Here is a 14062-nt window from a genome sequence, read left to right on the forward strand (position 1 = left end):
TTGATAATTTATGTAAGCCTGGGTTTTTGCGTTAATTTCAACATACAAATTTACCACATGCGCAAAAAGAAATGGTGGCTTATTACGCTACTGGTTATTGTGATCGTTTACCTCATGGGACCCAAGCCATCGGACCCTGCTTATCTTACCCAAATGCCTGTGGTACCTACAGGGGCGGATTCTCTCCAGCAATTTATCCGCACCCAGGAAAGTCAGCACCGGTTAAAACCCGACAACGAAGCCCGTATTGTATGGGCCAATGACTCGAGCAAGGCTAAAACTGACTATTCACTGGTATACCTCCATGGCTTTTCGGCTTCGCAGGCGGAAGGCGATCCGGTGCACCGCGATATTGCCCGGAAATATGGCTGTAACCTCTATTTATCGCGGCTGGCGGAACATGGCATTGATACCTCCGATGCATTGGCCCACCTTACGGCCGATAAATACTGGGAAAGCGCCAAAGAAGCCCTGGCTATCGGACAGCAGATCGGTAATAAAGTGATCCTGGTAGGTACTTCCACGGGGGGAACGCTGGCTTTGCAACTGGCTGCCCAATATCCAGAAGTTTATGCCCTTGTGCTGTTATCACCCAATATTGCCATCAATGATCCCAATGCGTGGCTGCTCAATAACCCCTGGGGGCTGCAGATAGCCAGGCTGGTGAAGGGGTCGAAATACAATGAATCGGATGATAAGCGGGATGTGTACCGGCAATACTGGAACTCCCCCTACCGGCTGGAAGCGGCTGTAAACCTGGAAGAATTGCTGGAAACCTCTATGAATAAGGGTACCTTTGAAAAGGTAAAGCAGCCAACGTTGCTGCTCTATTATTTTAAGGATAAAGTGCATCAGGACAGTGTGGTGAAAGTGTCGGCTGCCTTGAAAATGTTTGATGAACTGGGTACGCCGGCTGCGGAAAAAAGGGCCGTAGCGATGCCCAATACGGGCAATCATGTGATGGGCTCCTGGATCAAGTCGAAAGATGTGCCCGGCGTAGAAAGGGAAATTGGCCGGTTTATGGAGGAAATTTTGCACGTAAAACCTATATAAATACTTTACCCAAGGAGCGGGTAATCCATTGATAATGTATAGGTAATACCCGGATAATCCCCGGCTGATCTTCTCTGTAGGTTCTCTGTACGTTCTCTGTAGATTGTAGGTTCTTCTGTAGCTATTTATATTGATAATTTAGTTATTTGTAAGTATGTGATTTCCTTGTTCGATCTACTGCCTTCTACCTACCACTTTACCTGATTTGGCCAAGAAACCTTAAGGGTCTAATTCATTCGTTCGGATTGCAACAGTTTCATTTCGGGTGCAATTTTCTTTTCCTTAACTTGTTCATCTAAAATGTCTTGCAATATGATACGTTCCAGGATCGCCGGTATTGGTATGTATGTACCGGAACAAGTAGTGACCAACCAGGACCTTACCCAATACATGGAAACGAGTGATGAGTGGATACAGGAAAGAACGGGTATTAAAGAACGCCGGTACGCCCACCGCACGCAGGAAACCACCACCACCATGGGGGTGGAAGCGGCCAAAATAGCCATCGAACGGGCAGGGATTACGCCACAGGATATTGACTTTATTGTATTTGCTACGCTTAGCCCGGATTATTATTTCCCGGGCTGCGGGGTGCTGGTACAAAGGGCTATGAAAATGAAGGAGATCGGGGCATTGGATGTGCGTAACCAGTGCAGTGGCTTTATTTATGCGCTGAGTGTGGCAGATCAATTCATCAGGGGTGGTATGTACAAAAACGTGCTGGTGATCGGCAGTGAGAAACATTCTTTCGGTCTCGACTTCAGCACGCGTGGCAGGAATGTGAGTGTGATCTTTGGCGACGGCGCAGGAGCAGTGGTATTGCAGCCCACGGAAAAGGAGAACCAGGGTATTTTAAGCAGCCACCTGCACAGTGATGGAGAGAGTGCGGAGATATTAGCGATGTACAATCCGGGTACGCATGCCAATCATTGGACAGAACAAAAGCTGGCCGATTTCAATGAAGCTGAAATAGCTGATATGTTCATGAGTCATGAAATGATCGATAAAGCGCAAAACTTCCCTTTTATGGATGGGCCATCTGTGTTTAAAAAAGCAGTTGTGAAATTTCCTGAAGTGATCATGGAAGCATTGACGGCCAATGGCTATCAGCCAGCGGACCTGCGGATGCTGATACCCCACCAGGCGAACCTGCGTATTGCGCAATTTGTGCAACAGAAGCTGGGACTCAAAGACGACCAGGTATACAATAATATACAGAAATACGGCAATACCACCGCAGCATCGGTACCGCTGGCCTTGTGTGAAGCTTGGCAGGAAGGAAAGATCAAAGAAGGTGACCTGGTATGCCTGGCTGCCTTTGGCAGTGGCTTTACCTGGGCCAGCGCCTTGCTAAAATGGTAGTGGTAGTAAAGGAGACTACTAATGCTATGCTATCCGGCCATGGATGTAATTTCCTGATCAGGGACAATAGCTACTTTTCGTATTTCCATTCGCTTTATCAAGCCCTGTAATACCAGGTAGGCGTGGTTTACGGTCTCTTCCAACAGCAGGTTCCCTTCCAGATCGCGCACGACCTGGTGTACTTCGACCATGATATTCCCATCTTCACAATTGCTAAAATGCACGGGCTCTACATGTGGATCGATCATGATCCATTGCCGCACCCAGTAATCGTGTACAGCTTTATGCCCGTACAGGTAGCCGCTTTCCATGGCATTGGGCCATTCCACATCTGGATCCATGCAGGCGAGAGCAGCCTCTATATCACGCGCATTAAAAGCCTCGTAAGCCTGTTGCAATACTTCCTGGCAACTCCTGTCTACATCATTGGTGGTGGGGTGGGTAAAAGCTGACATACATTCCTTTTAGAGTGTAATTGAAAATCTCATGCCAGAATCAGGCACCCGGCATTCTGCCCCCATTAAATGCCGGGTCAGTGGCTCATCCTTATCCAATTACACATTTTACCGGTTGTATGGATACTCATTGATCCAGTTATAACCGCGGCTCACCAGCTTGAATTTATTGAGGTCAAATTGCTGCATCCGGATGACCAGGCTATCGCTCTTCCAGCGGCCTTTCATTTCCAGCAGATCTTTTTCGGGCCAGGTATAAGTGAATGCCGCCTTATGTGCGGTATCCTCATACACAATGATCTTTTTTGCCACGGTATCAGGCTCAAAAGCTATCCACTCGGTACTATCGGTGATCATTTTGAGCATGGCATTGCCCTGGTAATTAACAACCAGTCTATTCCAACGGGTAGCATCTGTTTTTAAAGGGGGAATAGTATCGTTGTTCCTGATAAAGGTCTTCACATCATAGATACCATACAAAGGTGGTTTGGGCGCCGCATCGCCATACTGGCCCAGTGCCGAGTAGCTGCCATAAACAACCATGACCAGGGTATAACCCACCAGCAATACCTTGAAGGATAAAAGGGATATACGCAGCCATTTTTTACGGATGAACGGCGCAGCTGTCTTACCTGCTTCAGCAGGCTTGTTTAGAATAAAGAAGTTGATCAGGCGCACCATATCTTTTCCCAGCAGGAAGAGGCACATGACCACTACTGTAGTTGATAGCAGCTTTACCGGTATATCGAAGCTATAATTCATGGCCATCACATTGCCCATCACCAGCACAGTAACAATGGCCCCTGCGGTAGCAGTACGCCGGAATAAAAGCAATAAGCCACCCAACACTTCAGCAAAACCCGTGAAATAATTGTATCCTTTGGAATAACCCATAAAGGTCCAGGCGAGGCCCATGGGTGAAGAATCGCCGTAAGGCTGTATCAACCTGTTGAGTGAAGGTGAAGGGAATTGCAATTTGAACACTTTTACAAATCCATAGGTGAGCATGGTAAAGGCGGCATAGTAGCGGACCATAACAGTAAGCCAGTAATACAACTGGTTGTAGCTGGCCCTCTGGCGGTCAAGCACAGACCAGATCAAACATCCCACCAGGGACAGCAAGAAAATAAAGAAGATGACCACATAATCATAGGTGGTATCGCCACTGCCATTGGTAAAGACAGTGATATCATATGACAAGTGGAGGATATGCTTACCTATCCAGGGTATGAGCTTATGAAAAGGTTCGATGTAAATCCCAAACAAGGTATCAATACCGGGAAACACGCCATTAGGATTAAAGAAGATATACAACACAAAAAAGAGGAAGAAGAAACGGATAGCGACCTTTTGACCAAGGCTCCATTTGAAATAATTGACTGATTGAGTCATAGAGGATGAGGGGTTTAATAATGAAAATAATTTTTTTTATGCATACGCCGCTTAAAACCTGTAACTGTTTTTCCTCACCATGGCTGGCATATGATTGTTAAGGATAAATGGGTACCAACAGCCAGGGGAACAGATGAAAGGAAATTTATATTCTATACTCTTACTAGTAGGAGGCTGCGGTTTCTTCACGCCTTTGCATGCGCAACAGGACAGGGAATATCTTTTCAGGATATATGTTGACAATGACTTTATCAACTTCCGCGGAAAGGGAACAGATCAATTCTATACCAATGGCTTGCGCTTTGACCTGTTTTACAGCAACCATAAGGGACCAAGGTGGCTACCTACAGCAGGTGATAGCAGCATCAATGTTACTGGCTGGAGTATCATGCAAATGGCCATTACCCCACGGGATATCAAGACCACAGCATACCAGCCGGACGATTACCCGTATTCAGGCTCTTTGTTTGCCACCTATTCTCTGCGCTCCTACAACCCCCAACAACGATACAGTTTCCAAACGGAGTTATTGCTGGGGGTAATGGGGCCTGCCGCCATGGGGGAACAGGGACAAAAATTAATACACCAACTGATCAGTTACCAGTTGCCCATGGGCTGGGAACATCAACTGGGCAATGCTTTGCTGGCGAATGTTCAATTCACGGCAGAAAAACAGCTGGCCAGTATTGGAAATTTCATAGAAGTTATCGGCGGCGGCAAAATAGCGGCGGGCACTATGACGAATAGTGCTAGCATATATCCAATGATCCGGATTGGCCTCATGCATCCCTATTTTGCCGGCACCATTAGCCAGTTGTCCAGTCCGCGTTCCATAAAAGGGCAAAAGAAATGGCAGGCTTACCTGGTAGGCCGGCCAGGGGGCTCATTTACCCTTACGAATGCTTTGCTTACAGGTGGCATCAGCAACTCCTCTAATGGAAAGATCATCCGTACCAACCATCCGCTTCAAAAATTCACGTTCAATATGGAATACGGCGTGGTGGTATCGAAGGGCCGTATTGCCTTATCGGTCATGCAAAGGTATACTACGCCTATGTTGAAAGGACTATACAGCCACGAGGTAGGCAATGTGAGCTTGTCTTTTAACTGGTAAACAGGGCCTGATTATGAAAACCAACAAACTATTTTGCTTCCTTTCCCCGTTCTTTCCCATATTTTATTGGAATTTTGCACCCGCATGACAAGAAAGATCATTTATCTTATCAACCCTATATCCGGTACGAGGGGCAAAGGCACGCTCAGGGAAATGGTTGCCCGGCGCACCAAAGCGGCAGGCATCCCTTTTGAGATCCTGGATACGGATATAGCTGCAAAGTATGAAACTGTTCGGCATAAAATAATGACCGAAAGTGTGACGGATGTCATCGTTTGCGGGGGTGATGGTTCTGTAAACCAGGTAGTATATGCCCTGGCAGATACAGGTGTTCGGTTTGGTATTGTGCCCATGGGTTCGGGCAATGGGCTGGCATTTGCCGCGGGTATTCCAAAATCGAGCGAGAAAGCATTGGACATTGTCTTTACCGGGCAGGCCCGGCTGACAGATGCTTTTATGGTGAATAACCAATTTGCCTGTATGCTTTGTGGATTGGGCTTTGATGCGCAGGTAGCGCACCAGTTTGCCAAACAACCCAAACGCGGACTGGCTACCTATGCTTCTCTTACTACGCGTAATTTCTTCTCTGCGGGATCCTACCTTTTCAAAATTGAAGCAAATAAACTGGTCTTTACTACGGAAGCCTTCTTTGTAAGTATTGCCAACAGCAACCAGTTTGGCAACAATTTTACGATTGCGCCCAAGGCCGTATTGTCGGATGGACTGCTGGATGTGGTGATCGTAAAGAAAGTAGCCAAGCCATTGCTGCTGCTCACTGTAATGAGGCAGGTGCTGGCCGGCAAACTACGGCATATTGAAAATTCACTCCGTTCACCGGTGATCTATTTCCAAACCACGGAGCTCAGCATATCGAATGTAGGCAATGCACCGATGCACATTGACGGAGAACCACGGGATACGCCTACCAAACTCCACATTAAAGTGATGCCGGAATATTTTAAGCTGATCCATGCATTCTGAGAAAGGCAACGAGGCATAGAGGCAACAAGGCAACGAGCTTAATACAGGCCAGGCAGGAAGTAGCGGATGCTACTTAGCGGGCGGGTTATTGCGTGGTTTGAGTAATTCCTTGAAGAACTGGAATGACTGCTGGTTGTTGGCGCTGAACAGGGCTTCATTGATATCCAGCTTTTCGCTTTTGGTGAGGTGAAAGTTGAGGGCTGCCCGTGCATCTTCTTTTTTGGGCAGGTATTGAAAGGATAGTTTATAAAAATGCTTACCCAGTATCTGTTGTGACAGGCAAAGGAGGTCATTCTGGGAATACTCCTGCATTTTATACCAGTTATGCTGTAACAGCAATACTGGTTTTGTAGCTATTTCGGTAATATTACTAGCCTCAAAAGGCTCCCATCCTGCAATCTTCCTGTCACGAATCTGTATAAGCACTACTCCACTGGTGTTCTCCCGTATCCATGTCTGAAACACCTGTAAATAACGGATAGTAGTTTCAAGTCCATAGTTATCACGAAGGCCTGCATCCATTACATCAATGACGGGGTTGGTAGGCAACCATACATTGGGCAGCACATAAGGGAATGTAGCATTCATACGCAAGGCGGTAAGCAGGCGCAGGTTCATGGGATCTTGTCCGGCAAACATGGATTGGTAATCCACTGCATCGGGTTCTATTTCAGCCAGCTTATTGGTATCATACACAGGCTTCATCAAATAGCTCATGGGTTGTGTGCTGATGAGCATTTTGCGGCTATCTTGTGTAATGACGGAGCTGAACAGCATGAGCGGGGTACGGGCATTTACCTCGTCCTCATTGAGATCTTTTAGTTGTTTATTGAGAAATCCATGTGTATTCTGATTCAGCTTTTGTTCGAAAGCATAGCCCCTGTCTTTCACATACTGGTAGCCATCTACATTGAATTTCTGTGCCGGCGATGCCAGGTCCCTGGCTACAAAAGAGGTGAACAATGCATTCAAGAGGTCGCCGGAAATGTCATCTACATATTTATCATCCTGCAGGCGTATAGCTGCACCGGCTGCCTTTGCCCGGCTAAGCTCGCGGAAATAAGCGGCTCCTAACATGCCACCGGATGCACCGGTAATAAAAGCTGTTTTCCGCATTAACTCACCATTACTAAGGCTATCCAGGCATTGCATCACATTCATGGTAAAGGTAGCGCTGCGGTTGCCGCCACCACTGGTATTTATGATGAACATAACGGGCTTTTTACTATCCTGCCTGGCTTTCCAGCGATCGAGGATGCGGATCATATGTTCTTTATCCTGCGCTGTTCTTTCGGGTGAGGAGAGCTCAAATAAACGTTCCCGGGTATAAGCAGGGCGCTGCTCTTTATTGTCATAATTAAGCCCATAGGCTTTATTGGTGGGATCAATAATATTATGCCGGTACAGCAGGTTGAGTACAAAGAAGATCAGTACCAGCACAGGGATGCTCCAGCTTTGCATAAAATAGGTAAATGCCCCGGATACTGCGATGAGGATTGAAAAAAACAGGGTGATGCCACAAGCTGCGGGCAACTGGAATAAAGGATCATCGAGCCAGAACCCCATTACTATGAGGAAAATAAATGCTACAAAGATGGACAATACAGCGGCAAAGTGGTGCCTGTTGAAGATGGTTTCTACAAACTCACGGCTATAATGGGATACATCGCGCACTTTTTTTAAGGTGAAGAGGGAATTGAGGTACCACTCCACTTTTACCAGGCGGCTTTGGGTTAATTTATCTTCTCCTCTCCTGAACTGAGCTTTGAATAATTGGGGATTACTGATCACTGGTGTAAGGCGGCGGATGATGGTCTTATCGGCCCGGAAGAAATAGAAGAAAGAAATGGCGATGATCAGGATCAGGCCACCCAAAAAGCCTCCCACCAGCAAAGTAATTTCACTGGTAGTCATCAGTTCCTTGATGCCGGCAAACTTTACTGCCCTATTGAAATAGAAACCCAGGAACAGCAGTGGAATAATGCCATTGTTGATACAATATTTTAAAAAAGGATTGGAAGTAGTAGCGAGGAAGCGAAAATGACGGCTGAAAAGAATAAAGGTGGTAATATTCCAACTCATGATAAAGATGCCGATGGCCACGCCCACAAAAGCAGCACTCAATGCATTGACCTCTCCCAGGTATTCGGGCGCCAGGTACAATGAATCGGCCCCGAAGCTTTTCATAAAGGTACCATTGACGGTACTGAACAGCACGAACCAGAAGATCAGCAGCACCTGGAATTTCTTGAAGTGCAGCAGAAAAAGCTGGATGGGGAAAGACCTAAATAATCCGCGTAGAAAGATTTTCATGCTGCCTGAATTCTATTCGTGCTCAATTTACTATCAAAAACGAAAAGATATCAGTTTGATTATGCGGCAGGGGCCAAACGTTTGGGAAGCAGGTACAACATAGCTACAAAGCTCAGCAGCAATAGCATACCCACTATCTGATGCAACTGGGCCATCCATTCAAATACACCCCACTTTTGAGGCACGATACCGGGGCTGGTCAACACAGATACTATTCCCAATATTACCTGTGCAGATACCAGGAAAACGGGCAGCAGGCGGGCTTTGCGGAAGGTTTTGCCTACAGGAGCTACGCGGTTTACCTTGATGGTATAAATAATGACGAGTATCAATAACAAATAGGCCAGCCCACGGTGCACAAAATGGATGGTAATCTTATTTTCAAAGAAGTTGAGTAATAGGGGGTTTTCCCGGAGCAGGCCGGGGGGTATTAAATCTCCATTAATAGTTGGCCAGGTAGCTGCAGCCAGGGCTGCTTTATGGCCTGCCATCAAGGCACCGAAGATCAATTGGAGAAACAGGAGGCCGATGATCCACCATGTCCATTTGCGTAAGGAGGGTGCTACCCTGCGTTCCTGTGGGGGTACCCGCAATTGCAGGGCAAACCAGAACGCATAACAAATAAGGGCCATGGCGAATATAAAATGGAGGGCAAGGCGGGTAGGTTTCACATACACGGCATCGCCGGTGAGGCCACTGGCTACCATGATCCAGCCAATAGCACCCTGAAAAGCACCAAAGAAGAAAAGGAACAACAAAGGTTGTTGCATTTCACGCTTCAGGTATCGTTTGGACATGAGGTATACAAAGCCAACAATGAATACTACGCCAATGAGCCTGGCCCAAAAGCGGTGAAACCACTCCCAGAAGAAGATAAACTTGAAATCATCAATGGTAAACTCCGAATTCAGCAGCAGGTATTGGGGTGTTTGCCGGTATTTATCAAACTCCTGCGCCCATTGCTGACTATTGAGCGGGGGCAAGGTACCGGTCACGACGTTCCATTCTGTAATGGACAGGCCGGACCCCGTTAAGCGGGTAATACCGCCCAGTATTACCTGTACCAACAACATAAAAACACCGATCAGTATCCAGGCAGACACATAACGACGTGGTTTCGAATCGGGCGCCGGGTATTGGGAGTTTGTATCCATAGCGCCCGCAAAGGTAAAGGATACTCCAGATTACGGGCTCACTTTAATATATCCCCATCCCTGTTTTTGGCGGGTGATGATCTCATAAATGCCATCAGGCACGGTTTCCACTCCTGGTATCAGCCGGGATTTATCGAGGTTGTTGCGTTGCATGGTAACGGCACATACTTTAAAAGCGGCTTTGGGGGCGAGTTCCTGTACGGCAGGGGCTACTATGGATTTATCCTTTGTTACCAGGTCGAGGGCCCCGCCATAAATGACTATTTCCACTTTCGCATCGGGGTTTGCCTTCAGGATGGAACTTGCCTGGCGCACCACGGTATGATAGGTATTGGTATCCTTACTTGTTACGTCAAAAACAACCTTGTAATCTGGTGATTGAGCGCACACCAGGGAAGCTACAAGGACAAAAATCAGGATCAATAAACTATGCTTTTTCATGTGTAGGAAGTTTTTATTTTTGTTTCTCCTTTTCTTTGAATGCAGCAATAGGGCTGAATGGGCCATACTTGTGCTGCCACTCCGGGAAGCTATCACTGAAGGGGCCAAAGGGATGGTCCACCGGCTTGGTGGCGATGGCCGGCCAATCGGCCGGAAAGCGCTTTAAGGGGCGCCGCTGTGTATTAATAAAGGCGGCTACATCCCAGGCCTCTTCATCACTCAGCACGGGTCTATAGTGATACGCCTCCCCATAGGGCATATTGTCTCTTACATAGCCAGCCAACCGGGAGAGCCGGTAAATGCCGGCGCCGGTATTGTAACTGTTTGCACCCCATAAGGGGGATATCGATAACCAATGCCGATGGTTGTATCGGCTTCTCCCTGACCATGATCTCCATGGCAACGTTGGCAATATTGTACATACACCATTTTACCGCTGGTGCTGTCTGCCGCCCGGTCGAGGTAAGGCAGGCTGCTGATCCCTACGCCGACGGGTTTGGTTTTGGCCGGCACATTACTGCCTACCCATTTTATATAAGCAACCATGGCTTTTAGCTCACGGCTGTTGCTATCCAACGGGATTCCATTCAGGCTTCGCTGCAGGCAATCATTCACTCTTTTTTCTACTGATTCAATGCTACCGCTGCGATCGCGGTAGCGCGGGTAGGTGGATGCCACAGCGCTGTAGTTGTTGCCCCAGGGCCGGGTGCCTGCATCGAGGTGACAGTTTTGGCAATTCATACCATTGGAAACTGCATGTACGATTCCCCGGGGGCCCAGGTACCGGGCGGTGTTGGCTATCAATGACCGGCCGTACCGGATCATTGATCCTTCTGCTGTAAAAGGAATAGCGGCTGTATCGGGGGCTTCCCAAGGCCATTCGGGTGCAAGGGCTATTGCCGGTTTGTCTTTAGTATGGCCTGGGGTGCAGGATTTGATCACTATTGCCAATACAATCACGCCCACGCCTGCCAGCAGGAATCCTTTCTGCATCTTACGTGGCATAAAAAAAGATTAAGGCGGGTGGAGGTTATCCTGCAAAGCAATAGGAACAACCATGTTCCTGTGCCCTGTTCACAGCCCATACACCGGAAGGCACTGGCTGGATATTGGGCAACAGGCCGGATACCCATTCTTTTTTTACTGTGGCTGCATCTGCATTCATTTTGCCAGCTACTGCCGCACTGTATACGGTCATAGCAGCATCACATACGCAAAACATAACACCGCTGTCCTGTAATTCATTGATGCCAATGGCTATGGGACCAAAGCCCGGCACTTTAAAATCACCTGGTTTGGGTTTCCAGAATGGATTGCGGGTGGCAGGTTGTTTGGTAGCAGGATCATCTGCCTTGAATAATTCGCCGAAATTGTATTTGGCCCACAGACCGTCTTCCATGGCATAAGGAATAGCATCATGCCTCAGAATAACAACAACGCCGCATTCTTTTTCGGGTGTGCCGGTAGCTGCATTGGTAAGCATAAAAACACGTGGCCATGCAAAGGGAAATATCTCATGGGGCCTTGTAGCGTCGAATACAATACGGTGCTTGCCTTTAATTTTATTGAACCAGGCATCTGCATCAGCTATCTCATTGGGGGTTAATCCCGGAGAAGCCATCAGTCCAAAAGGTGTAGCCAATGTTGTAACGCCCAGAGCAGCGGCGCCGGTAGCCAAGGTTCCCAAAAAACCACGGCGGGATGACATGTTCAGATCATTGTTTTGCATAACAGAATTTTTTTAATGAACAACACAAAATTCCTTACACCCCCGGGCTTTTTCAATGCCCGAAAGTACAACAGGACATCCCCGAAACCGGGGAGCTTAGTTAATGGTTAATGATCAGACAAGGACCGGCCGTTGCAGGGAAAGAATGATCCACTGAAAAGGATACAGAAAATACTTAGCGAGTGATAGCGGATTTTTGTAATGCTGGTGACGTAAGGTTATTCGTCAGCTCATTACTACGAGGAGAGAAAGATATCCAGGCGTAACAGACCACTGTATAAAGTCGAATAAATCCTATCCTAAATTTACCTAAATAATATGGGGTATAGACGTGCTTTTTATGCAGCACCATGGCATATTAGGTTGTGAGTAAAACTTCTTGCTGGAATTAGGAAAAGAATAGCTCGCGGCTGAGTACTACAAGAGCGATGATCAATACAAACCATCCAAATCCCTTCCGGAGCGAGTTGGCCGATATCCTGTCGGACAGGGCCGTTCCGATAAAAATGCCTCCGATGGCGATAGTGGTAAAGCTTAATAACTGTGTCCAGTTAATGGTATACTGAGCCATGGTGCTGAAGAAGCCAAACAGGGAACTAAACGTCATGATGGTAAGGGAGGATCCTACAGCAGTTTTCATGGGCAGCTTACCAAACAATACCAGTGCAGGAATGATGAGGAATCCACCGCCAGCGCCAAGCAATCCAGTCACAATGCCTACTCCTACGCCCTGTAGAAAAAGGGGCAACATTTTGCGGGGCTGGTCTTGTGCAGGCACGGCAGCCAGTTGATTTCTGGTGGAAGAGCGGATCATAGAAACTGAGGTCAGCAACATGAGCAGCCCAAACAACAGCATAAGGAAAACGGCCTTGGTAACTACCAACGGGCCGATGGTGAAGAAATGGTCTGGCAGTAAGGGCACCAGGTGATGACGGGCAATAAATACGGACAGCATGGAAGCACTGCCAAATACAAATACAACGGGAATGTCAACCAATCCCTTCTTAAAAGCTTTTACAGAACCTACCAGGCTACAGCTACCCACCACAAACAAAGAGTACATGGTGGCCAAAACGGGCTCTACATGCAGCAGGTACACCAATACGGGTACGGTAATGATGGAGCCTCCGCCTCCCACCAAACCCAGTGAAAGGCCAATCAATACAGCTATAATGTAGCCTGCTATTTCCATAGGCATAACTTCTTTAGATCAGGGTGAGCCGCCTTTGAAAGGCGATCCACCCTTCGATAGAGTGGCATCGGCTCAAGTTGTGTTCAAAAAAGTGCGGAAAGGTAAGGTTAGTTTGCGAGGTGGCGCATCCCCTTTTGTGTGAAGATGTGAGTAAAATGAGGTTTTCCGGTTGCCAGGAGTTCTTCGGTTCCCGTATTTTTGGCCAAAGTTTATCCGTTGCTCAAACCTTTTCACCAGGAAATATTGATAGAAGCGGGCTGTGATGAAGCCGGCCGGGGCTGTCTGGCAGGTCCTGTATTTGCCGCCGCGGTTATATTGCCCAAGGATTTTCACCACCCCCTGCTCAATGATTCCAAACAGGTAACGGAAGAACACCGGTATGAACTAAGGCCCATCATAGAAAAACATGCAGTAAGTTATGCAGTAGGCATTGTAGACCATGAGGAAATTGACGCCATCAACATACTAAAAGCATCCTTCAAGGCCATGCACCTGGCGATTGATAAGCTCACCACTGCGCCGCAGTTACTGCTCATCGATGGCAATCGCTTCACCACCTACCCTACCATACCGCATGAATGCATCATCAAAGGTGATGGCATTTACGCTTCGATAGCAGCCGCCAGCATACTGGCCAAAACTTACCGCGACGATTACATGATGCAGTTGCACGATCAGTTTCCCCAATACAACTGGAACTCCAACAAGGGATATGCTACGCTTAAACACCGCAATGCTATTGAAGCGCATGGCATGAGCCCCTATCACCGCAAATCCTTCCAATGCCTGCCCTCGCAGCTGGAGTTGGATTTATAAATTTTATAACATTTACGGGTACTCCCTCCTTTAAACTACGGCTTTCACTGGCAGTCTTAC

Annotated in this window: 14 protein-coding genes; 5 read left to right on the forward strand and 9 right to left on the reverse strand. The window is 47.5% G+C overall.

Annotation, left to right across the window (positions count from 1 at the left end):
- The first annotated feature begins 57 nt into the window (after window positions 1–57).
- Window positions 58–1053, forward strand: coding sequence for an alpha/beta hydrolase (locus D3H65_RS22110; protein ID WP_119052402.1), 996 nt, complete (start codon window positions 58–60; stop codon window positions 1051–1053).
- 312 nt (window positions 1054–1365) lie between these two features.
- A complete protein-coding gene (locus tag D3H65_RS22115; RefSeq protein WP_119052403.1) occupies window positions 1366–2415 on the forward strand; it encodes a 3-oxoacyl-ACP synthase III family protein in 1050 nt (349 codons plus the stop codon).
- A 29-nt stretch (window positions 2416–2444) separates the two neighbouring features.
- Here D3H65_RS22115 and D3H65_RS22120 read toward each other — a convergent pair whose 3' ends face one another.
- Window positions 2445–2870 (reverse strand): nuclear transport factor 2 family protein, encoded by a 426-nt coding sequence (locus tag D3H65_RS22120; protein WP_119052404.1) that lies wholly within the window; start codon window positions 2868–2870, stop codon window positions 2445–2447.
- Window positions 2871–2978: 108 nt separating this feature from the next.
- Complete coding sequence (locus D3H65_RS22125; RefSeq protein WP_119052405.1) at window positions 2979–4262, reverse strand: hypothetical protein; 1284 nt, start codon at window positions 4260–4262, stop codon at window positions 2979–2981.
- A 133-nt stretch (window positions 4263–4395) separates the two neighbouring features.
- On the opposite strand from D3H65_RS22125, the gene D3H65_RS22130 reads away from it, so the two are divergent.
- Window positions 4396–5376 carry a lipid A deacylase LpxR family protein gene (locus D3H65_RS22130; protein WP_119052406.1) on the forward strand — a complete coding sequence of 327 codons (981 nt, stop codon included), beginning with the start codon at window positions 4396–4398 and terminating at the stop codon, window positions 5374–5376.
- Window positions 5377–5460: 84 nt separating this feature from the next.
- Entirely contained in the window at window positions 5461–6357 is an 897-nt protein-coding gene (locus D3H65_RS22135) for a diacylglycerol/lipid kinase family protein (RefSeq protein WP_119052407.1), read from the forward strand.
- A 69-nt stretch (window positions 6358–6426) separates the two neighbouring features.
- Here the strand turns inward: D3H65_RS22135 and D3H65_RS22140 are convergent, their stop codons facing one another.
- The 7 genes from D3H65_RS22140 to D3H65_RS22165 form a co-directional block, all read right to left on the reverse strand.
- Window positions 6427–8670: a patatin-like phospholipase family protein gene (locus D3H65_RS22140; protein WP_119052408.1), complete on the reverse strand. Its 2244-nt coding sequence runs from the start codon at window positions 8668–8670 to the stop codon at window positions 6427–6429.
- 59 nt (window positions 8671–8729) lie between these two features.
- Window positions 8730–9824, reverse strand: coding sequence for a COX15/CtaA family protein (locus D3H65_RS22145; protein WP_119052409.1), 1095 nt, complete (start codon window positions 9822–9824; stop codon window positions 8730–8732).
- Between the two features lie 30 nt (window positions 9825–9854).
- Entirely contained in the window at window positions 9855–10265 is a 411-nt protein-coding gene (locus D3H65_RS22150; RefSeq protein WP_119052410.1) for a DsrE family protein, read from the reverse strand.
- A gap of 13 nt (window positions 10266–10278) precedes the next feature.
- A complete protein-coding gene (locus tag D3H65_RS33345; RefSeq protein ID WP_245999801.1) occupies window positions 10279–10548 on the reverse strand; it encodes a c-type cytochrome in 270 nt (89 codons plus the stop codon).
- The gene (locus tag D3H65_RS22155; RefSeq protein WP_245999561.1) at window positions 10533–11270 is read right to left on the reverse strand and encodes a c-type cytochrome; all 738 of its coding nucleotides are present in this window, start codon (window positions 11268–11270) and stop codon (window positions 10533–10535) included. Before D3H65_RS22155 ends, D3H65_RS33345 begins: the two co-directional genes overlap by 16 nt.
- Before the next feature lie 25 nt (window positions 11271–11295).
- Entirely contained in the window at window positions 11296–11994 is a 699-nt protein-coding gene (locus D3H65_RS22160; protein WP_119052411.1) for a twin-arginine translocation signal domain-containing protein, read from the reverse strand.
- A 388-nt stretch (window positions 11995–12382) separates the two neighbouring features.
- The gene (locus tag D3H65_RS22165; RefSeq protein WP_119052412.1) at window positions 12383–13186 is read right to left on the reverse strand and encodes a sulfite exporter TauE/SafE family protein; all 804 of its coding nucleotides are present in this window, start codon (window positions 13184–13186) and stop codon (window positions 12383–12385) included.
- A 216-nt stretch (window positions 13187–13402) separates the two neighbouring features.
- On the opposite strand from D3H65_RS22165, the gene D3H65_RS22170 reads away from it, so the two are divergent.
- Window positions 13403–14002 carry a ribonuclease HII gene (locus D3H65_RS22170; protein WP_119054606.1) on the forward strand — a complete coding sequence of 200 codons (600 nt, stop codon included), beginning with the start codon at window positions 13403–13405 and terminating at the stop codon, window positions 14000–14002.
- Window positions 14003–14062: the final 60 nt, after the last annotated feature.

It is taken from the genome of Paraflavitalea soli, from assembly GCF_003555545.1.
GTDB classification, from domain to species: Bacteria; Bacteroidota; Bacteroidia; order Chitinophagales; family Chitinophagaceae; genus Paraflavitalea; species Paraflavitalea soli.